The 18,584-nt window shown below is 71.5% G+C and carries 19 protein-coding genes and 1 pseudogene; 15 read left to right on the top strand and 5 right to left on the bottom strand.

The genetic code is table 11. The features are described from left to right. Positions 1 to 68 precede the first annotated feature (68 nt). Positions 69 to 1,280: a serine hydrolase domain-containing protein gene (locus OIE53_RS10705; RefSeq protein WP_327027150.1), complete on the top strand. Its 1,212-nt coding sequence runs from the start codon at positions 69 to 71 to the stop codon at positions 1,278 to 1,280. Here the strand turns inward: OIE53_RS10705 and OIE53_RS10700 are convergent. From OIE53_RS10700 to OIE53_RS10680, 5 genes and pseudogenes are all read right to left on the bottom strand, one after another. Then, a pseudogene (locus OIE53_RS10700) lies at positions 1,277 to 1,578 on the bottom strand (metallophosphoesterase family protein); the annotation flags it as partial. The gene OIE53_RS10705 and the pseudogene OIE53_RS10700 overlap by 4 nt on opposite strands. Before the next feature lies 1 nt (position 1,579). After that, the gene (locus tag OIE53_RS10695; RefSeq protein ID WP_393339723.1) at positions 1,580 to 2,098 is read right to left on the bottom strand and encodes an RBBP9/YdeN family alpha/beta hydrolase; all 519 of its coding nucleotides are present in this window, start codon (positions 2,096 to 2,098) and stop codon (positions 1,580 to 1,582) included. Positions 2,099 to 2,153: 55 nt separating this feature from the next. Continuing rightward, positions 2,154 to 2,747 carry an MOSC domain-containing protein gene (locus OIE53_RS10690; protein ID WP_327026450.1) on the bottom strand — a complete coding sequence of 198 codons (594 nt, stop codon included), beginning with the start codon at positions 2,745 to 2,747 and terminating at the stop codon, positions 2,154 to 2,156. 187 nt (positions 2,748 to 2,934) lie between these two features. Next, positions 2,935 to 3,489, bottom strand: coding sequence for a hypothetical protein (locus tag OIE53_RS10685; protein ID WP_327026449.1), 555 nt, complete (start codon positions 3,487 to 3,489; stop codon positions 2,935 to 2,937). 163 nt (positions 3,490 to 3,652) lie between these two features. Continuing rightward, a complete protein-coding gene (locus tag OIE53_RS10680; protein WP_327026448.1) occupies positions 3,653 to 3,946 on the bottom strand; it encodes a hypothetical protein in 294 nt (97 codons plus the stop codon). Between the two features lie 429 nt (positions 3,947 to 4,375). On the opposite strand from OIE53_RS10680, the gene OIE53_RS10675 reads away from it, so the two are divergent. The 14 genes from OIE53_RS10675 to OIE53_RS10610 all read left to right on the top strand — a co-directional run bounded on the left by OIE53_RS10675 (position 4,376) and on the right by OIE53_RS10610 (position 18,569). Then, complete coding sequence (locus OIE53_RS10675; RefSeq protein ID WP_327026447.1) at positions 4,376 to 4,579, top strand: cold-shock protein; 204 nt, start codon at positions 4,376 to 4,378, stop codon at positions 4,577 to 4,579. A gap of 134 nt (positions 4,580 to 4,713) precedes the next feature. Then, entirely contained in the window at positions 4,714 to 6,135 is a 1,422-nt protein-coding gene (locus OIE53_RS10670) for a dihydrolipoyl dehydrogenase family protein (RefSeq protein WP_327026446.1), read from the top strand. Between the two features lie 95 nt (positions 6,136 to 6,230). Further along, the gene (locus OIE53_RS10665; protein ID WP_327026445.1) at positions 6,231 to 7,472 is read left to right on the top strand and encodes a glycoside hydrolase family protein; all 1,242 of its coding nucleotides are present in this window, start codon (positions 6,231 to 6,233) and stop codon (positions 7,470 to 7,472) included. 105 nt (positions 7,473 to 7,577) lie between these two features. Then, a complete protein-coding gene (locus OIE53_RS10660; protein ID WP_442791386.1) occupies positions 7,578 to 8,465 on the top strand; it encodes an alpha/beta hydrolase family protein in 888 nt (295 codons plus the stop codon). Positions 8,466 to 8,585: 120 nt separating this feature from the next. After that, positions 8,586 to 9,743, top strand: a complete 1,158-nt coding sequence (locus tag OIE53_RS10655; protein ID WP_327026444.1) for an acyl-CoA dehydrogenase family protein — start codon at positions 8,586 to 8,588, stop codon at positions 9,741 to 9,743. Further along, on the top strand, positions 9,740 to 10,879 hold the full coding sequence (locus OIE53_RS10650; protein WP_327026443.1) for an acyl-CoA dehydrogenase family protein: 1,140 nt from the start codon (positions 9,740 to 9,742) through the stop codon (positions 10,877 to 10,879). The genes OIE53_RS10655 and OIE53_RS10650 overlap by 4 nt, the downstream gene beginning before the upstream one ends. A 74-nt stretch (positions 10,880 to 10,953) precedes the next feature. Continuing rightward, positions 10,954 to 11,736 (top strand): ABC transporter ATP-binding protein, encoded by a 783-nt coding sequence (locus OIE53_RS10645; protein WP_327026442.1) that lies wholly within the window; start codon positions 10,954 to 10,956, stop codon positions 11,734 to 11,736. Beyond that, positions 11,736 to 12,455, top strand: coding sequence for an ABC transporter ATP-binding protein (locus OIE53_RS10640; RefSeq protein ID WP_327026441.1), 720 nt, complete (start codon positions 11,736 to 11,738; stop codon positions 12,453 to 12,455). Before OIE53_RS10645 ends, OIE53_RS10640 begins: the two co-directional genes overlap by 1 nt. An 18-nt stretch (positions 12,456 to 12,473) precedes the next feature. After that, a complete protein-coding gene (locus OIE53_RS10635) occupies positions 12,474 to 13,352 on the top strand; it encodes a branched-chain amino acid ABC transporter permease (protein WP_327026440.1) in 879 nt (292 codons plus the stop codon). Between the two features lie 68 nt (positions 13,353 to 13,420). Further along, positions 13,421 to 14,455, top strand: coding sequence for a branched-chain amino acid ABC transporter permease (locus OIE53_RS10630; RefSeq protein ID WP_327026439.1), 1,035 nt, complete (start codon positions 13,421 to 13,423; stop codon positions 14,453 to 14,455). Between the two features lie 58 nt (positions 14,456 to 14,513). Continuing rightward, on the top strand, positions 14,514 to 15,794 hold the full coding sequence (locus OIE53_RS10625) for an ABC transporter substrate-binding protein (protein ID WP_327026438.1): 1,281 nt from the start codon (positions 14,514 to 14,516) through the stop codon (positions 15,792 to 15,794). A gap of 105 nt (positions 15,795 to 15,899) precedes the next feature. Then, positions 15,900 to 16,676: an SDR family oxidoreductase gene (locus tag OIE53_RS10620; RefSeq protein WP_442791398.1), complete on the top strand. Its 777-nt coding sequence runs from the start codon at positions 15,900 to 15,902 to the stop codon at positions 16,674 to 16,676. 1 nt (position 16,677) lies between these two features. Further along, entirely contained in the window at positions 16,678 to 17,913 is a 1,236-nt protein-coding gene (locus OIE53_RS10615; RefSeq protein ID WP_327026436.1) for an acyl-CoA dehydrogenase family protein, read from the top strand. Positions 17,914 to 17,957: 44 nt separating this feature from the next. Next, a complete protein-coding gene (locus OIE53_RS10610) occupies positions 17,958 to 18,569 on the top strand; it encodes a TetR/AcrR family transcriptional regulator (RefSeq protein WP_327027148.1) in 612 nt (203 codons plus the stop codon). The last annotated feature ends 15 nt before the right edge of the window (positions 18,570 to 18,584 follow it).

Here is an 18,584-nt window from a genome sequence, read left to right as displayed (position 1 = left end):
AGGGTGCGATTCGTCGGGGACACGACGACTATGTAGCTATGTTCAGTACTCTTCGGACACGCAAGATCGTGGCCGCCGGCGTGATGCTGGCGGCCACGATCGCTGTTCTACCCGCATCCGCCGCAGCGCAGCCCGACAGACCGGACCGTGCCGAGTTACGCGCCGCGCTCACCGCAGTACCCGAGGCCGGGGTGCCCGGCGTTCTGGCCGAGGTGCGCGAGGGCCGACATGACTGGCGCGGCGCCGCCGGTCAGGCCTATCTGACCAGACCTCGACCGATGCAGCCACAGATGCGCCACCGCATCGGCAGCATCACCAAGACCTTCGTCGCCACCACCGTGCTGCAACTCGTCGACGAGGGACGGTTGGGTCTGGACGACCCGATCGGCAAGTGGCTCCCCGACACCGTGCCGGGGGAGCGCGGCGACCAGGTCACCGTCCGGATGCTGCTGAACCACACCAGCGGCATCGGCAACTACACCAACGCGATGATCGACTCGTACGCCTCGCTCAACCGGATGCAGGTCACCACGTACCCCCCGGCGGACCTGGTCGCCATCGGCCTGGCCATGCCCCCGACCGGCGAGCCCGGCGCGAGGTTCAGCTACTCCAACACCAACTACGTCCTGGCCGGACTGCTGATCGAGGCGGTCACCGGCAACGACGCCCCGGCCGAGGTGCAGCGGCGCATCCTGCGGCCGCTGAAGCTCACCGGAACGAGCTTCCCGGGCACCGATCCGACGATCCGCGGCCCGCACAGCGGCGCCTACTTCGCCCCCTTCGGGGTCCGTGACCTCAGCGAGTTCAACATGAGCTGGGGATGGACGGCCGGCGAGATGATCTCCACCATGGCGGACCTGAACACCTTCTTCCGCGCGCTGCTCGACGGAGACCTACTCAGCCCCGCCACCCTCAAGCAGATGCTCGACGGGGTGCCGATGCTGCCGGAGCTGCCGGAGGCCGGCACCTACGGCCTCGGCATCTACTCGCTGCCCACCCCGTGCGGGGAGTTCTGGGGGCATGACGGTGCGGTGTTCGGTCACCTGACCTACTCACTGCACAGCCGCGACGGCACCCGCCAGGTGTCCTCCGGCATCAACATCAGCCACTACCAGGTAGGCCTGCCCGATCCGCACCCGTTCGACATCGCCTGGCAGACCTTCCTGCTCACCGCGATCTGCCCGGCCGGCGAGATGAACAGCCGCTCGGTGCAGCCCGCGCCGCAGCTGCCCGGCGTGACCCGGATGCCGGGCAACGCGGCGGCGGTGACCGCGCCCTAGGGCGTCACCCGGCGTTGCGGCCGGCTGGACGGCATCACCTCGTGCAGGGTGACGGCCTCCAGCCGGCCGTCGGCCAACTCGGCGGTCAGATACGTCGCGTACGGCTGACGCCGCCGATCGGTCGGCGAGCCGGGATTGAGCAGCCGCAGACCGCCCGGGGCCTCGCTGTCCCAGGGGATGTGGGAGTGCCCGAAAAGCGGGCCGTGCAGCGACCCTCCCGGCCGGTGGCCGGACCGGTCTCGTGCACCACCGCGATCCGCATCCCGGCAGCGTAACCCTGACCAGCCCGGGCCAGCCTGTCACCGCGAGGAGGGTGAGGTCAGGGACCGGAGCAGATCCTCGCCGTCGGGCCAGGGACCGAACCCGGTCTTGGAGTCCAGGTGCCCGACCGCGCCGGCGTCGAACAGCTCCGAGCCCCAGTCCCGCGCGTACGCCTCGAACTGCGCGAAGGTGGCGTTCGGGTCGGTGCGGCTGGCTACCAGGACCGAGGGGAAGGGCAGGGGCTCGCGTGGCACATGGTCGATGACGACATCGACGCTCTCGCCCGGGCCGGGTCGCCAGTCCGGATCCAGGTACGGCGGCGTGACCAGCAGGGCCGCCCGAACGGGACCGATGTGCTGACGGGCCCAGATGGCCACGGTCAGACATCCCGCGCTGTGTGCCACCAGGATCACCGGCTCACGATCAGCGCTGATGGCAGCGTGCAGCGCGGCGACCCGTTCGGTGGCGACGTACGGCGGCCCGGGCGGCTCCGGCGCCCACTGGAACCCCGGACGGTCCCTGACCCACCTGCGCGACCAGTGGTCGGGTAACGGCACACCTCGACCGGGCACGACAAGATGGCGGGTCACCTTCCGCAGCCGTTTCCCGAGGTCATGGCAGCGGCTGGCCGGGCGGTAGCTGCCGGATGGCGTCGCCCACCCGGATGGTCGCACCGACGACCACCCGGGCGTTGAGGCCGCGCAACCGCAGTCGCTGACCCTCCTCCGTCCAAACGACCTTGTGGGCGTCCCGTCCGAAACGGGCCGCGAACTTGGCGCAGCCGTTGTGCGGCTGGTCGGTCACCTCGATGACCGCCCGGTCGCCGATCGCCAGGCGGGTACCGGCCGGCAGGGCCTCCACGCTCAGGTCCAGATCGACATAGAGCTGATCCCCGGCCAGCGCCCAGGCCTGCGGATCGGCACCGGCGATCAGCTCCACGAAACGGGAGTTGATGACGTTCAACTGCATGTCGGGGTGCGGTGACCGGTCGGGCGTACGCTTGCTGGGTCGTTGACTCCAACTGTCGCCGAGCAGCCCGGCGTCGAGGTCCAGTTCGGCCTCCGACAGCACCTCCCGGCCATCGACGGCTGGACGGCGTACCGCCAGGGCCAGGGTGCCGCCGTCGCGGGGGGACTGCCGCACCAGGTGCAGCCCTGCCATGATCTCGTCCATCGAGCGATGCCGTACGGCGACAGAGTTCTCCATGGGTGTGACTGTCCCTCATGGGCCTGCGCGACGTCCATCAGTATCGAATCGGGATGATCGTGACCGGTATCGTGGCCGGGCCGGCGGCGGGACTCCGGTGCGACTTCCGGAACCCGCCTCTGAAGCGATGCTTCGCAGTTCGTGCCCCCATTCCCCGGCCGGTTTCGGTCCGTGCTGTCGGCGGCGGTCAGCTCACGACGAAGGTCACGTCGTCGATGTCGAAGGCGGTGACACCGTTGCCGGCCGTCTCGACGGCGCCGAAGGTGACCCACGCGGTGCGCTCGGTCGCCGCCGCCCCGCTGCCCATGCTGTACTGCCGCCACTGCGGCCCGCCGTCGTAGGCCAGCGAGAACCGGGTCTTCGGGGGCTCCCCGGTGACCGCCAGCCCGACGTTCACGTAGTCGCCGCGGCTGGTCTCCGTGGTCAGGGTCCGGACCCAGAACTGGACCGTCAGGCTGCAGTTGGCCGGCACGGTCACCTCGGTTCGGAGCAGCTCGTACCGGCTGACGTCCAACCCGGCGAGGGTGGCGTACGCCCGTCCGGTGTGGGCGGGCCGCGCCGCGTCGCCGAGCACGACCATGCGGGGGCCGGCTGTCCAGCCGGTGGTGCCGCGCTCGAAGCCCGGATTCGTGTGGATCTGCCCGCGGCAGGGCGTCTCGGCGGTCGGCGGGCGGTGGTTGGCGCTGCCGGTGGTCAGCAGGAGCAGGGCGGCAGCAGAAGCGAGAGTGACGAGGGTCTTCATCGGTTCTCCCCGTGTCGAGTATCCATAGGGTCGATTTTAATCGACGATGCTCGATCAGTGTTCCCGCGTCAAGCTCTTCCCGCCGTCGCACTGGTCGGTCAGATCGAAGGAATGCCGACCGAGGATCCCTGGCCGGCGGGCGGGGGGTCCTGCTGTTCGGAAACTACGGTGACCGCAGGGGTGCGAGCTGCACGGTCCAGGTCCGGGCCGTTCCGACGACCGCGATCGCCCGGCAGAGCAGATCGCAGCCCAGTTGGGCGCTGCCCTCCGCGAAGCCCCGGTTGATCAGGCTGATTGCCTTCGGGTGATCGCCCGCTTCCAGGGCATCCTCCAGGGCGGCGGTCAACACTTTGGTAAGTGCGGAGTGAAAACTTTCCGCCCCCTTTTCGCGGAGGTTTTTGACGGGCCTGCGCGGCTCCGGGGAAGAGACCGCCGATGGGGCCAATGCGAACGTCATTTCCTGCTCCTGTGCCGGAGGGCCGCCCGAAAATGGCGGGACCCGCAACTGGAGGTCAGCCAGACCTCCGATGGGTTGCCTCACGACATCGCTGGTCGTCGCCCGCAACGTGGCGTTACCCGGCAGTTCGTCCGAGGTGCCGGTGGTCGTCTACCCCTCCACTCTACGCCCACCACCCGCTGTCGCTGTGCTGTCAGCCGCCCTCACCCCGCGGGCTCCAGCGGCGAGTGGCCCGCACCTCGTCAAATTCTGTGCTACGGTTGCCTCGTTGCAGTTTTGATTTCCGTTTGACGTTTCGGCGCCTGATGGGTTAACCAAAACCCGTTCAGGTGCTTTTTTCGTTTTCGTGTCGTTCCCGACGCGGGTTATCAACGCAGCGGCACGTGAGGCCGCACAGTGTGGTCTCCACCAGCCTGCGAAGGAGCAGACATGGCTACTGGTACCGTGAAGTGGTTCAACGGTGACAAGGGTTTCGGTTTCATCAGCCAGGATGGCGGCGGCGCCGACGTTTTCGCCCATTTCTCGGCGATCTCGGCCAGCGGCTTCCGGAGCCTCGATGAGAACCAGCGCGTCGAGTTCGAGATCACCCAGGGCCCGAAGGGCCCGCAGGCGGCGGACATCCGCGCACTCTGATCCACGCTTCACCGAACGGCGGCCTGACTGGTTCAGCAGGCCGCCGTTCGGCGTTCCTCCGTACGCCGTCCCCGGCGCTATCTTCTTCCTCGTCGCGGCGATCCGCCTCGGCCGTGCCGCGAAGGGGAGCTGACATGACCGAGTGGGAGTACGACGTCGTCGTGATCGGTGCGGGGCCGGTGGGGGAGAACGTCGCCGACCGGGTCGTGCAGGGCGGACTGACCGCCGCCATCGTCGAACGGGAGCTGGTCGGCGGGGAGTGCTCCTACTGGGCCTGCATGCCGACCAAGGCCTTGCTGCGCAGCGGTTCCGCGCTGCGTGCGGCCCGCCAGGTGCCCGGTGCCCGGGAGGCGGTGACGGGGGACCTGGACCCGGCGGCCGTGCTGGCCCGGCGGGACTCCGTTGCCGCGCACTGGCGCGACGACGGCCAGGTGTCCTGGTTGGAGTCGGCCGGGATCGTGCTGCACCGAGGGCATGGCCGGATCAGTTCCGCCAAGGTGGTCGAGGTGACCGGGGCCGACGGTGCCACGACCAGGCTGACCGCCCGGCACGCCGTGGTGGTGGCCACCGGCAGCAGCTCCCGGATGGCGGACCTCCCGGGTCTGGCTGCGGCGGCACCCTGGTCCAGCCGCGAAGCCGCCTCGGCCAGGTCGGTGCCCCGTCGACTTGCCATCATCGGCGGCGGGGTGGTGGCCACGGAGATGGCGACCGCGTACGCCGCCCTGGGGTCCTCGGTGACCGTGCTGGCCCGCAGCGGGGTGTTGCCGTCGGTGGAACGGTTCGCCGCCGACCGGGTCGTGGAGTCGTTGCGCCAGGCCGGGGTCACCGTTCAGCTCGACGCGGAGGCCGTGGCCGTCCACCGTGACGACAGCGGAACCGTCCACATCGACACCACCCGGGGCGAGCGGGTCGAGGCCGACGAGGTGCTCGTCGCGATCGGCCGTACCCCGAACACCAAGGACATCGGCCTCGACACGGTGGGTCTGACCCCCGGCGACTGGCTGCCGGTCGACGACACCATGCGGGTCCTCGACGGCGGAGGCTGGCTGTACGCCGCCGGTGACGTCAACCGGCGGGTCCTGCTGACCCACCAGGGCAAGTACCAGGCCCGCGCGGTCGGCGATGTGATCGTGGCCCGGGCCAAGGGGGAGAAGGTCGAGGACGGCCGGTGGGGCCGGCACGTTGCCACGGCCGACGAGAGCGCGGTACCCCAGGTGGTGTTCACCGAGCCGGAGGTCGCGGCGGTGGGCCTGACGGCGGCGGCGGCCGAGGCGGCCGGGCTGCGCATCCGGGTGGTGGACTACGACCTGGGCCGGGTGGCCGGGGCCACCCTGCACGCGGACGGCTACCAGGGGCAGGCCCGGATGGTCGTCGACGAGGACCGGAAGGTGATCGTCGGGGTCACCCTCGTCGGGCCGGACGTGGCGGAGCTGATCCACGCCGCTACCGTCGCCGTCGTCGGCGAGGTCCCGCTGGACCGGCTGTGGCACGCGGTGCCGGCGTACCCGACCGTCAGCGAGGTGTGGCTGCGGCTGCTGGAGGCGTACGGCCGCTGAGGTGTCCCTGGAAAACGTGGCGCGTATCGGTGAACCGGGGCGGGGTGCCCGTCGTGGTACCCGCGACCAGCCACGGATTTCTAGGAGCACTGTTCATGACCTCACGTTGGGTGAGCCGCAGACGGCTCGTGTGGGTAGGCGCGATCCTTACCTGCGGGGCGATCCTGGTGGGCCTGACGGCCGTACCCTCGGCGCGGGCCGACCGCAGCGCGCCGATCGTCGGGGTGGCCGGCAAATGTGTCGACGTCCAGTGGTCCCAGACGGAGAACGGCACCACGGTCCAACTGTGGGACTGCAACGGCACGGCCGCCCAGAACTGGGTGGGGGTGGGGCGTCAGGGCACCCTGCGCGCGCTCGGCAAGTGTCTGGACGTGGCCGGCGGCCTTCATGACGACGGCACCCGGGTGCAACTGTGGGACTGCAACGGCACGCCGGCGCAGAGTTGGCTGCTGGACCAGGGGAAGGTGATCAACACCGGGTCCGGCAAGTGCCTGGACGCCTCCGGTGGCGCGGCCACCGGGACGGCGCTGCGGATCCGCGAGTGTTCCGGGGCGGTCACCCAGGCCTGGGCGGCGGGCGGACGGCCGGAGGTCACCGGGCCGGCCGCGAAGAAGGGGGTGGCCACCTGGGCCTTCCCGCCTGGCGGCGAGGGCATCCGTCAGGTGGGTGCCACCTGGTACTACGACTGGTCCACCTCGGACGATGACGTGCCGGCGGGGGCCGAGTTCGTGCCGATGATCTGGGGTGCCACCTTCGTCACCGAGGCCGACCTGGCCACCGTCCAACGTTCTGGGCGTACCCTGCTGGGCTTCAACGAGCCGGACCTGCCGGGGCAGGCGAACATGTCGGTGGAGCACGCTCTGGACCTGTGGCCCCGGCTTCAGGACACCGGGATGCGGCTGGGTAGCCCGGCGGTCGCCTTCGGCGCCGACACCCCGGGCGGCTGGCTGGACCGCTTCCTGGCCGGCACTCGGGAACGCGGACTGCGGGTGGACTTCATCGCCCTGCACTGGTACGGCTCGGACTTCGGCGACGAGGCGGCGAACCACCTGATGCAGTACGTGCACGCGGTCTACGAACGCTACCGGCTGCCGATCTGGATCACCGAGTTCGGCCTGATCGATTTCAGCCAGGGGGTGCCCCGCCACCCCTCCCCGCAGCAGCTCGTCACCTTCATCGACAAGGCGACGGCCGCGCTGCAGGCCACCCCGTACGTCGAGCGGTACGCCTGGTTCGCCCTGCCGGCCGCCGGGGAGCACGCGGCGCACGGTCTGTACCGGGAGGACGGCACCCTCACCGAGGCGGGTGCGGCCTACCGGATGGTGGAGGGCGGGTAGCCCGCGCGGGGCGGGTGACTGGTGATTCTACCGATGCGGGGTCGGCGCAACGCCCCAAACACTGATCGCAGTCGATACCACTCCAAACCCAAGGGAGTATCCGACGTGCGATCCACCACCACCACCCGTCCCCGTTCCCTCACCCTCCTGGCCCGGCTGGCGATGGTCGCCGTCATGGCCGCCGGTGGCGTCGTCGCCACCTCCTCCACCGCCCAGGCCGCCAACCCGTACGAGCGGGGCCCGGCGCCGACCCACGCGATCCTGGAGGCCACCCGCGGCCCCTTCGCGACCTCGTCGACGAACGTCTCCTCGCTGGTGAGCGGCTTCGGCGGCGGCGTCATCTACTACCCGACGACCACCACCGCGGGCACCTTCGGCGCGGTGGCCATCTCGCCCGGCTACACCGCCTCCTGGTCGAGTCTGGACTGGCTGGGTCCGCGAATCGCCTCGCACGGCTTCGTGGTCATCGGCATCGACACCATCACCCGCCTGGACCAGCCGAGCAGCCGGGGTCGGCAACTGCTGGCCGCCCTGGACTACCTGACCGAGCGCAGTTCGGTGCGCAGCCGCATCGACTCCAGTCGGCTGGCCGTGGCCGGTCACTCGATGGGCGGCGGCGGCAGCCTGGAGGCCGCGGCCAGCCGGCCGTCGTTGCAGGCCGCCGTGCCGCTGGCACCGTGGAACCTGACCAAGAACTGGTCGAACCTGCGGGTGCCCACCCTGATCATCGGCGGTGAGACCGACTCGGTCGCCTCGGTCGCCTCGCACTCCGAGCCGTTCTACAACAGCATCCCGGCCTCGGCGGAAAAGGCGTACCTGGAACTCAACAACGAGGGCCACTTCTTCCCGAACACGGTCAACACCCCCACCGCCAAGCAGATGGTGTCCTGGCTGAAGCGGTTCGTCGACGACGACACCCGCTACGACCAGTTCCTCTGCCCGGGCCCGAGCGGCTCGGCGGTGGAGGAGTACCGCAACACCTGCCCGCACTGACGGGTCTTTCCGGGGCGGCCGTGACGCAGGCCGCCCCGGATCCTTCGGCCGCCGGTCTTCCGTCCCGAGGACCGGCGGCCGTATATTGCATCGACAGTGCAGAAATGCTGGAGGTGGTGAGTGTCCGACCATACCGCTGACGGGCTGCGCGGGCTGGTCGCCGCGTTCCTGCGGACGCACGACCCGGCCGGTGATCGCACCGGCTTCCTGCGCGCCCGCTTCGACGCCGGGCTGGCCTGGGTGCACCACCCGCCCGGTCGCGGTGGTCTGGGCGCCCCGGCGCACCTGCAACCCGTGGTGGACGAGGCCTTCGCCGCGGCCGGCGCACCGGACAACCGGCCCCGGCGCAACAGCATCGGGCTCGGCATGGCCGCCCCCACCCTGCTGCGGCACGCCACCGAGGCCCAGTGCCGGCGCTGGCTACGACCCCTGTGGACCGGTGAGGAGGTGTGGTGCCAACTGTTCAGCGAGCCCGAGGCGGGCTCCGACCTGGCCAGCCTGCGCACCCGGGCAGTGCCCGAGGGGGAGGACTGGGTGGTCGACGGGCAGAAGGTGTGGACCTCCCTGGCCCACCAGGCGCGCTGGGCGATCCTGCTGGCCCGTACCGATCCCGCCGCGCCCAAGCACCACGGCCTGACCTACTTCGTCTGCGACATGACCGCACCCGGGGTGCAGGTACGCCCCCTGCGGCAGATCACCGGGGAGGCGGAGTTCAACGAGGTCTTCCTGACCGGGGTCCGGATACCGGACGCCCACCGCATCGGCGCGGTCGGGCAGGGCTGGCCGATCGCCCGCACCACCCTGATGAACGAACGGGTGGCCATCGGCGGGCGACCCCTGCCCCGGGAGGGCGGCATGGTCGGGGTGCTGACCCGGCTGTGGCGACAGCGACCGGACCTGCGTACCGCCGGTCTGCACGCGGAGGTCCTGCACGCCTGGGTACGCGCCGAAGCCGCCCGGCTGGGCGCGCTGCGGCTGCGCCAACTGATCACCGCCGGTGAACCCGGCCCGGAGGGTTCGGCCGTGAAGCTCTCCTTCGCCGAACTGAGCCAGCAGATCAGCGGGCTGGAGGTGGAGCTGCGCGGCGCCGAGGGGCTGCGGCACGACGACTGGACGATGCACCGCCCGGTCGAGCCCGACCTGCTGGGCCGCACCGCGACCTACCGCTACCTGCGCGCCCGGGGCAACTCCATCGAGGGCGGCACCTCGGAGATCCTGCGCACCATCATCGCCGAGCGGGTGCTCGGGCTGCCCACCGAACCCCGGAGGGACCGTTGACCGACCTGCTCTACGACGCCGACGAGGAGGCCCTGCGCGACAGCGTACGGGCCCTGCTGACCGCGTACGCCCCCTGGCAGCGAACCCTGGCCGCCGTGGACGGCGAGGACCGGTACGACCTGGAGTTGTGGCGGCGGCTGGTCGACCAGACGGGGATCACCGGCCTGGCCGTGCCCACCGAGTACGAGGGGGCCGGTGCGGGTTTCCGCGAGGTCGCCGTGGTGCTGGAGGAGTTGGGTAGGACGGTGGCCCCGGTGCCCTTCCTGGGCACGGTCGTGGCCACCCGAGCGTTGCTGGCCTGCGGGGAGCACACCCTGCTGCGTCAGGTGGCCACCGCCGAATGCGAGGTGACCCTGGCGGTCGGGTTCGCGACCGCCCCCGACCGGACCCCGGCGGCGACGGCGCCGACTTCGACCACCCGGTGCGACCCGGTGCGGGTCGGTTCCGGACCCACCCTGTCCGGCCGGGTGTCCGGGGTGGTCGACGCTGTGCCGGAGGGCCTGCTGCTGGTTCCGGCCGGTGAGGGGTTGTACGTCGTCGAGGCCGCCGATCCGGCGGTGCGGCTGACCCCGGTGGTGTCGCTGGACGCCACCCGGCCGCTTGTCGACATCGAGTTCACCGGGGCCCCGGCCCGACCGGTCGCCACCGGGGTGGCCGCCGCCGAGGCGGTGACGGCGGCGCTGACCGCCGGGGCGGCCCTGCTCGCCTCCGAGCAGGTGGGCCTGGCCCAGTGGTGTCTGGACACGACGGTGGCCTACGTGCGGCAACGTCACCAGTTCGGCCGCCCCGTGGGCTCCTTCCAGGCGGTCAAGCACCGGCTGGCCGACCTCTGGGTGGAGTTGACCGAGGCCCGGGCGGTGGCCCGGTATGCGGCCGACCGACTAGGCGCGGACGATGCGGAGGCCTCCCTGGCCGCCGCGTTGGCCCAGGCGTACTGCGGGCCGATGGCGGTGCGGGCGGCGGAGGTCTGCGTCCAGTTGCACGGTGGGCTCGGCTTCACCTGGGAACACCCGGCGCACCTGTACCTCAAGCGGGCCAAGAGCAGCGCGATCGCCTTCGGTACCGCCGACCGGCACCGGGCCGCCCTGGCCCGAATGGTCGATCTGCCCGCCCCGACGGTTGAACAACGACATTGAAGGTGTTGACGAAACACGCGAGAAACGTACACTCCCAGTGTAATAAGTTTGGCCGCGCGGTGAGGGGCGGGTAGATGGCGGCGGGTCTCGCACTGCACCAGGTCGGCGTCCGTTTCGGCGGCCTCACCGCCCTCGACGAGGTCTCCCTGGAGGTCGGTCCGGGTGAGGTGGTCGGGGTGATCGGTCCCAACGGGGCCGGCAAGACCACCCTGTTCAACGTGGTGTGCGGCTTCGTCGCCGCTAACACCGGCACCCTGACCCTCGACGGTCGACCCCTGCGGCCCCGACCGCACCGGCTGACCCGGCTGGGCATCGCTCGCACCCTCCAGGCCACCGGCCTCTTCGGTGGGCTCACCGTGCTGGAGAACGTGATGACCGGGGCCACCCACACCGCCCGCACCGGCCTGCTGCCGGCCCTGCTGGGCCTGCCCCGCAGCGACCGCGAGGAGCACCGGCTGCGCGAACACGCCCGCACCGTCCTGGCGGAGCTGGGCATCGAGAAGTACGCCGACGCCATGCCGGGCACCCTGCCCTTCGCCGTACGCCAGCGGGTGGGGCTCGCCCGCGCGCTGGCCGCCCGACCCCGCCTGCTGCTGCTCGACGAACCGGCCGGCGGCCTGGGAGCCGAGGACGTGGACTCCCTGGCGGAGCTGATCCGGAGCTTGCCGCACCGGGCCGACGACCCCTGTGCCGTGCTGCTGGTGGAGCACCACATGGACCTGGTCATGGCGGTCTGCGACCGCATCGTGGTGCTCGACTTCGGACGGGTGGTCGCCGCCGGGCCACCCGAGGCGGTCCGGGAGGACCCGGCCGTGGTCGACGCCTACCTCGGCGCGACCGTGGACGAGGCCGCGTAGTGGCCGCCGACCTGCTCGCCGTCGAAGCCCTGGCCGCCGGCTACGGCCCGGTGCCGGTGCTGCACGAGGTGGGCCTGCAGGTGCCCGCCGGCACCATCGCCGCCGTGATCGGTGCCAACGGCGCCGGCAAGACCACCCTGCTGCGCACCCTGTCGGGCATGTTGCGCCCGACCGCCGGCCGGATCCTGTTCGACGGGCGGGACCTGCGCGGCACCCCGGTGGAGCAGCTGGTCCGCCGTGGGGTGGCCCACGTGCCGGAGGGGCGCGGCGTGATCGGCGAACTCACCGTCGCGGAGAACCTGCGCCTGGGTGCCCTGTGGCGGCGCGATCGCAGCGACGCCGCCCGCGCCCTGGACGAGGTCTACCAGCTGTTCGAGCCACTGGCCCGACGGCGGCGACACCTCGGCCACCAGCTCTCCGGTGGCGAACGGCAGATGCTGGCCCTCGGGCGGGCCCTGGTCGGCCGCCCTCGCCTGCTGCTGCTGGACGAACCCTCCCTCGGCCTGGCCCCCCGGGTGGTGGCGCAGACCATGGCGTTGCTGCGCCAACTGCGCGACGACACCGGGCTGACCGTGCTGCTGGTGGAGCAAAACGTGCGCAGCGCCCTGGCCGTGGCCGACCAGGGCATCGTGATGTCGCTGGGCCGGGTCGTCCTGGCCGCCCCGGCCGAGCGGCTGCGTGACGACACCGACCTGCGCCACGCCTACCTCGGATTCTGAAAGAAGGCTGGGAGGACCGTGGACCGCTTCCTCTTCCTCACCCTCGACGGTTTGTCGAGGGGCGCGGTCTACGCCGCGTTCGCACTGGCCCTGGTGCTCATCTGGCGCGCCGGTCGGATCGTCAACTTCGCCCAGGGCGCCATGGCGGTCGCCGCCGCCTATGTCGCCTACAGCGTCACCGCCGCGACCGGCTCCTACTGGCTGGGGTTCGCCGCGGCACTGCTGGCCGGACTGCTGCTCGGGGCCCTGGTCGACGTGGCGGTGATGCGGCTGGTTGACCACCGCTCACCCCTCAACCCGGTGATCGTCTCCCTCGGCCTGGTCCTGTTGATCCAGGCGATCCTCGGCATGGTCTACGGCAACGAGTACCTGCCCGCCCAGACCCCGTTCAGTCGTACCGCACTGACGGTGGGCGGGACGGCCGTGCTGTCCCCGTACGACCTGTTCGTCTTCGCGGCCGTGGGGGTGGTCGGGGCGGCCCTGGTCTGGGTCTTCACCCGGACCGCGATCGGATTACGGATGCGGGCGGCGGCCTTCGCCCCGGAGGTGTCCCGGCTGCTCGGGGTGAACGTCGGCGGGATGCTCACCCTCGGCTGGGCCCTGGCCTCCGGGGTCGGGGCGCTGGCCGGGATGCTGGTCATCCCCACCGAGCTGGGCCTGCACCCGCACGCGATGGACCTGGTCTTCGTCTCCGCCTTCACCGCCGCGGTGCTCGGCGGGCTGGACAGCCCACCCGGCGCGGTCGTCGGTGGCCTGGGGGTCGGCCTGCTGCTCTCCTACGTCAGCGGGTACGCCGGGGGCGACCTCATCCCGCTGGCGGTGCTCGCCCTGCTGCTGACGGTGCTGCTGGTCCGCCCCGGTGGGCTGTTCGCCCCGGTCACCGCGAGGCAGGTGTGAGCGCCACCCGGGCCTCGGCCCCGCCCCGCCGAGTCCGTGCCTCCGAAGCCCTCCGTTCCGGCCGTACGATGCCCACCCTGCTCCGGCATCTCCTCGTCGCGGCGGGGGTGGGGCTGGCGGTGCTGATGGTCAGCTACCAGCTCGACTCGTACCGCAACTTCCAACTGGCCACGGTGGCCGCCTACCTCTGCGCCACCGCCGGGCTGACCATCCTGACCGGACTCTGCGGACAGCTGTCGCTGGGGCACGGGGCGCTGATGGCCACCGGGGCGTACACGGTGGCCCTGTGCCAGGCCGCCTTCTTCGACCGGGGGGTCACCTCCGGGCTGACCCTGATCGGGTCGCTGGCGGCGGCGGTGCTGGTCACCGTCGTGGTGGGGCTGGTCGTCGGGGTGGCCGCCGCCCGGCTACGCGGGCCCTACCTGGCCGGGCTCACCCTGGCCGTGGCGGTGGTGGTGCCGGCCCTGACGGTCACCCTGGACGGGGTCTTCAACGGCGAGCAGGGCCTGCCGGTGCCGGTGGCGCCCGCACCGGAGAGCCTGGGGCTCTACTTCCCGCACGAGCGGTGGCAGCTCTGGGTGGCCGCCGGGACCACCCTGCTCTGCCTGGTGGTGCTGGCCAACCTGGTCCGCAGCCGGTACGGCCGCCTGTTCCGGGCGGTCCGCGACGACGAGGTGGCCGCTCGCCTGGCCGGCATCCATGTGGCCCGTACCCAGGTCATCGCCTTCGTGGTCAGCGCGGCCGGTGCCGGCCTGGGTGGTGCCCTGCTGGCGGTGCTCGCCCAGAGCGTGTCACCCGGCGCCTTCGGTCTGACCCTGTCGCTGTTCCTGCTGATGGCGGTCGTCATCGGCGGTCTGGGTCGACTCGCCGGTGCGGTGTGGGGCGCCCTCCTGCTGGTCGCCCTGCCCGACCTGACCCACTCGCTTACGAACCTGTTCACCCTGTCACCGGCGGCGGCGCAGCGGCTGGAGGGCAACCTTCCGCTGGCGATCTTCGGGGCCACCTTGATCGTGGTCATGATCGCCGCACCCGGCGGTGTGCAGGGTCTGTTGTCCCGGCTGACCCACCGGCTACGCACCCGCCGGCCGGTCGGGCGGTCGTGACCGTCCCACCCCCACCCACCCATCTCGCACAACCGGACCGATGAAAGGTCGGTGTCCCATGCGAACCACGGCACGGCGCGGTCTCGTGATCGCCACCACCCTCACCCTGCTGCTCGGCCTCACCGCCTGCGGCGCGGACGACGCTCCCGGCTCCGGGGAGCCGGTTCCCGGGGTCACCGACACGGAGATCGTCGTCGGCACCCACATGCCGCTGACCGGACCGGCCTCCGCCGGCTACTCGAAGATCGCCCCGGCGACGAAGGCGTACTTCGACTACGTCAACGCCAACGGGGGAGTGCACGGCCGCAAGATCACTTACAAGATCATGGATGACGGCTACAACCCCGCCACCACCCAGCAGGTGGTGCGGCAGCTGGTCCTCCAGGACAAGGTCTTCGCCGTGATCAACGGGCTCGGCACCCCGACCCACACCGGTGTGCTGGACTTCCTGCACAGCAACCGGGTGCCGGACCTCTTCGTGGCCTCCGGCAGCCGCAGCTGGGACCAGCCCGACAAGTATCCGAACACCTTCGGCTTCAACCCGGACTACACCGTCGAGGGCAAGATCCTGGCCACCCACGTCAAGAGCACCATGCCGGGTAGCAAGGTCTGCTTCCTCGGCCAGGACGACGACTTCGGACGCGACGCCCTGGTCGGGGTGGAGAAGGTGCTCGGTGCCGGCGGGGTGACCGCCAAGCAAACCTACGTGACCAGCAACACCAATGTCGCCCCGCAGATCGGCGCCTTCAAGGAGGCCGGTTGCGAGGTCGTCATCCTCGCCACCGTGCCCGGCTTCACCGCCCTGTCCGTCGGCACCGCCGCCCGGCTGGGCTACCGCCCCCAGTGGGTGGTGTCGAACGTCGGCAGTGACCACCCGACCCTGGCCCGGCAACTCGGCGACGCCGCCGGGCTGCTGGAGGGGATGGTCGGCCTGAACTACCTGCCGATGCAGACCGACACCGAGAACCCCTGGATCCAACTGTTCAACAAGATCAACACTGAGCACAACAGCGGGGCGGAGTTCGACGGCAACACCGTCTACGGGATGGCGGTGGGCTACCTGTTCGTGCAGGCGCTCCAGGCCGCCGGCAAGGACCTGACCCGCCAGTCGTTGATCGAGGCCGTACGCAAGGGCGGCTACCAGGGTCCGGGGGTGGCGCCGCTGCGCTTCTCCGCCACCGACCACTCCGGCTACGGCGGTGGCCGGCTGACCCGGGTCACCGAGGGCAAGCAGAGCTTCTTCGGGCCGACCTACGAGACCGACGAGAACGACGGACCGGTCCAGGAGTACACCGTCGCGCCGGTGACCCCACCGGCCAACGGGGTACCGGCCGCCTGAGCCGCTCGCCTGGTCCGCACCCCACCCCGGGTGCGGACCAGGCCCTACCCGGGACGGAGGACCATGCCCACCGGCGACAGACCCCCCGACCCCACCACCGGCGGACTGCGGCTGCCCGGGGCGGCCGTGGTGGTGACCGGCGCGGGCTCCGGCATCGGAGCGGCCCTCGCGGAGCGGTTCGCCGCCGCCGGTGCCGAGGTGATCGTCAACGACCTGGACGCCGAGGCGGCGCAGCGGGTGGCCGAGCGCATCGGGGGGTACGCCTGCCCCGGTGACGCCGCCGACCCGGCCGGAGTGGCCGACCTGGTGAACCTGGCCCGCCGACGGCTAGGCCGGGTAGACCTGTTCTGCGCCAACGCCGGAGTGGTGCCCGCCGACGACACCGAGGCCGGCTGGGAGCGGGCCTGGCGGATCAACCTGATGTCCCACGTGTACGCGGCCCGGGAACTGCTGCCCGCCTGGCTGGCCGCCGGGCGAGGGCGGCTGCTGGTCACCGCCTCGGCCGCCGGCCTGCTGACCATGCTCGGCAACGCACCGTACGCGGTGACCAAACACGCCGCCGTCAGCTTCGCCGAGTGGCTGCGGGCCACCTACGCCCACCGGGGCCTGGTGGTGCAGGTGCTCTGCCCCCAGGGGGTCCGCACCCCGATGCTGGCCGGGGCGGACGCCATGGGCAGTGCCCTGCTGGAGGCCACCGCCGTCACGGTCGACCAGGTGGCCGACTGCGTGCTGGCGGCCCTGACCGACGAACGGTTCCTCGTCCTGCCGCACCCGCAGGTCGCCGCCTGGTACGCCAATCGGGGCGCCGACCCGGACCGCTGGCTGCGCGGGATGAACCGTCTCCAGCAACAGACCGAAGGCGAACCGGACGGGAAGGTCTGAGGTGGACTTCCGCTACGACGACACCACCGAGCGGCTGCGGGAGCGGCTGAGCGACTTCATGACCGAGTGTGTCTACCCGGCCGAGCCGGTCTTCGAGGCCCAGGCCCGGGAGCCGGGCGAGCCGTGGCGGGTGCCCCCGGTGGTGGCCGAACTCCAGGCCGAGGCGCGGCGACGCGGGCTGTGGAACCTCTTCCTGCCCGGCGAGCACGGCGCCGGCCTGACCAACCTCCAGTACGCCCCCCTGGCGGAGATCACCGGACACTGTCCCTGGCTGGCCCCGGTGGCCCTCAACTGCGCCGCCCCGGACACCGGCAACATGGAACTGCTGGCCCAGTTCGGCTCGGCGCAGCAACGCGAGCGGTGGCTCACCCCGCTGCTCGACGCCCGGATCCGGTCCGCCTTCGCGATGACCGAACCGGCCGTGGCCTCCTCGGATGCCACGAACATCGCCACCCGCATCGAACGGGTGGGCCACGAGTACGTCGTCAACGGCCGCAAATGGTTCGTCACCGGGGCGATGGACCCGCAGTGCGCGATCTTCATCGTGATGGGCCGGACCGACCCCTGCGCCCCCCGGCACCAACAGCACAGCCAGATCCTGATCCCCCGGGACACCCCGGGAGTCACCGTCCGCCGAGGCATGACCGCCTTCGGGTACGACGACGGCGACCACGGCGGCCACGCGGAGATCGACTTCGTCGACGTACGGGTGCCGGTGACCAATCTGATCGGGGCGGAGGGTTCCGGCTTCGCCATCTCGCAGGCCCGGCTCGGTCCGGGCCGGGTGCACCACTGCATGCGGCTGCTCGGCATGGCGGAACGGGCCGTCGAGTTGATGTGCCGACGGGTCAGCCAGCGGCACGCCTTCGGTGCGCCCCTGGCCGAGCAGGGGGTGGTGCGGGACTGGATCGCCCAGGCCCGGGTCCGCCTGGAACAGGCCCGCCTGCTGGTGCTCAAGACCGCCTGGCTGATGGACACCGTCGGTAACCGGGCCGCCCACACCGAGATCCAGGCCATCAAGATCGCCGTGCCGGAGACGGTCGAGTGGATCATCGATCGGGCGGTGCAGGCCCACGGGGCGGCCGGGGTCAGTCAGGACACCCCGCTGGCCCGGCTCTGGACCCGGGCGCGGGCGGTACGCATCGCCGACGGCCCCGACGAGGTGCACCGGCAGTCCCTGGCCCGCCGGGAACTGCGCCGGTATCGGGACGCGGATGCCGAACCGACGCGCGTCTAGACTCGGCTGGCACGAGGAACACAGCGGTGAGGAGACGGGCGCGGATGGTCAGTGCCGAGGCGGCCGGTCGGATCGACGGGCGTACCGCGCGGGCGGAGCGTACCCGGGCGGCGATCGTGGAGGCCCATCTGGCGCTCATCACCGAGGGTGACCTGCGGCCGACCGGGGAGCGCATCGCCGAACGGGCCGGCATCTCCCTGCGCACCCTGTGGACCAACTTCAAGGACATGGAGACCCTGTTCGAGGCCAGCGGTGCGGAACTGCTCCGCCAGCAGGACGCCGCCTGGCGGCCGATCTCGCCCACCCTGCCCCTGGCCAAACGGGTCGACGCCTTCTGTCGGCAGCGGGCCAAGCTGCTGCAACTGATCGCCCCCTCGGCGCGGGCGGCCCAACTGCGCGAACCCCACTCCGCCCAGTTGCGCCGCAACCGCCTCAAGCACATCGCCCGGGTACGCGACGAGGTAGAGCAGTTGTTCGCCGAGGAACTCGACCGGGCCGGGCCGGCCCGGGAGCAGGTGATCAACGCGGTGGTGGCGGCCAGCACCTGGCCGGCCTGGTCCACCCTGCGCGACAGCCTCGGGTTGGGGGTGGACGCCGCCCGGGCGGTGATGGCCCGTACCGTCGGCGCACTGCTGATGCAGGTGGGCGAGGGCTGAGGGGGACGCCGGCCC

Source organism: Micromonospora sp. NBC_01739 (assembly GCF_035920385.1).
In the GTDB taxonomy this organism is placed as follows: Bacteria; Actinomycetota; Actinomycetes; order Mycobacteriales; family Micromonosporaceae; genus Micromonospora.
Note: the sequence above shows the minus strand (reverse complement) of the source record. Positions and strands in the feature narration are given on the sequence as shown.

Coding starts and splice junctions, on each gene's coding strand:
- OIE53_RS10690 (WP_327026450.1), bottom strand. CDS start 2,747: ATGGAGAACTCTGTCGCCGTACGGCATCGCTCGATGGACGAGATCATG.
- OIE53_RS10685 (WP_327026449.1), bottom strand. CDS start 3,489: ATGAAGACCCTCGTCACTCTCGCTTCTGCTGCCGCCCTGCTCCTGCTG.
- OIE53_RS10680 (WP_327026448.1), bottom strand. CDS start 3,946: ATGACGTTCGCATTGGCCCCATCGGCGGTCTCTTCCCCGGAGCCGCGC.
- OIE53_RS10675 (WP_327026447.1), top strand. CDS start 4,376: ATGGCTACTGGTACCGTGAAGTGGTTCAACGGTGACAAGGGTTTCGGT.
- OIE53_RS10670 (WP_327026446.1), top strand. CDS start 4,714: ATGACCGAGTGGGAGTACGACGTCGTCGTGATCGGTGCGGGGCCGGTG.
- OIE53_RS10665 (WP_327026445.1), top strand. CDS start 6,231: ATGACCTCACGTTGGGTGAGCCGCAGACGGCTCGTGTGGGTAGGCGCG.
- OIE53_RS10645 (WP_327026442.1), top strand. CDS start 10,954: ATGGCGGCGGGTCTCGCACTGCACCAGGTCGGCGTCCGTTTCGGCGGC.
- OIE53_RS10630 (WP_327026439.1), top strand. CDS start 13,421: ATGCCCACCCTGCTCCGGCATCTCCTCGTCGCGGCGGGGGTGGGGCTG.
- OIE53_RS10625 (WP_327026438.1), top strand. CDS start 14,514: ATGCGAACCACGGCACGGCGCGGTCTCGTGATCGCCACCACCCTCACC.
- OIE53_RS10610 (WP_327027148.1), top strand. CDS start 17,958: ATGGTCAGTGCCGAGGCGGCCGGTCGGATCGACGGGCGTACCGCGCGG.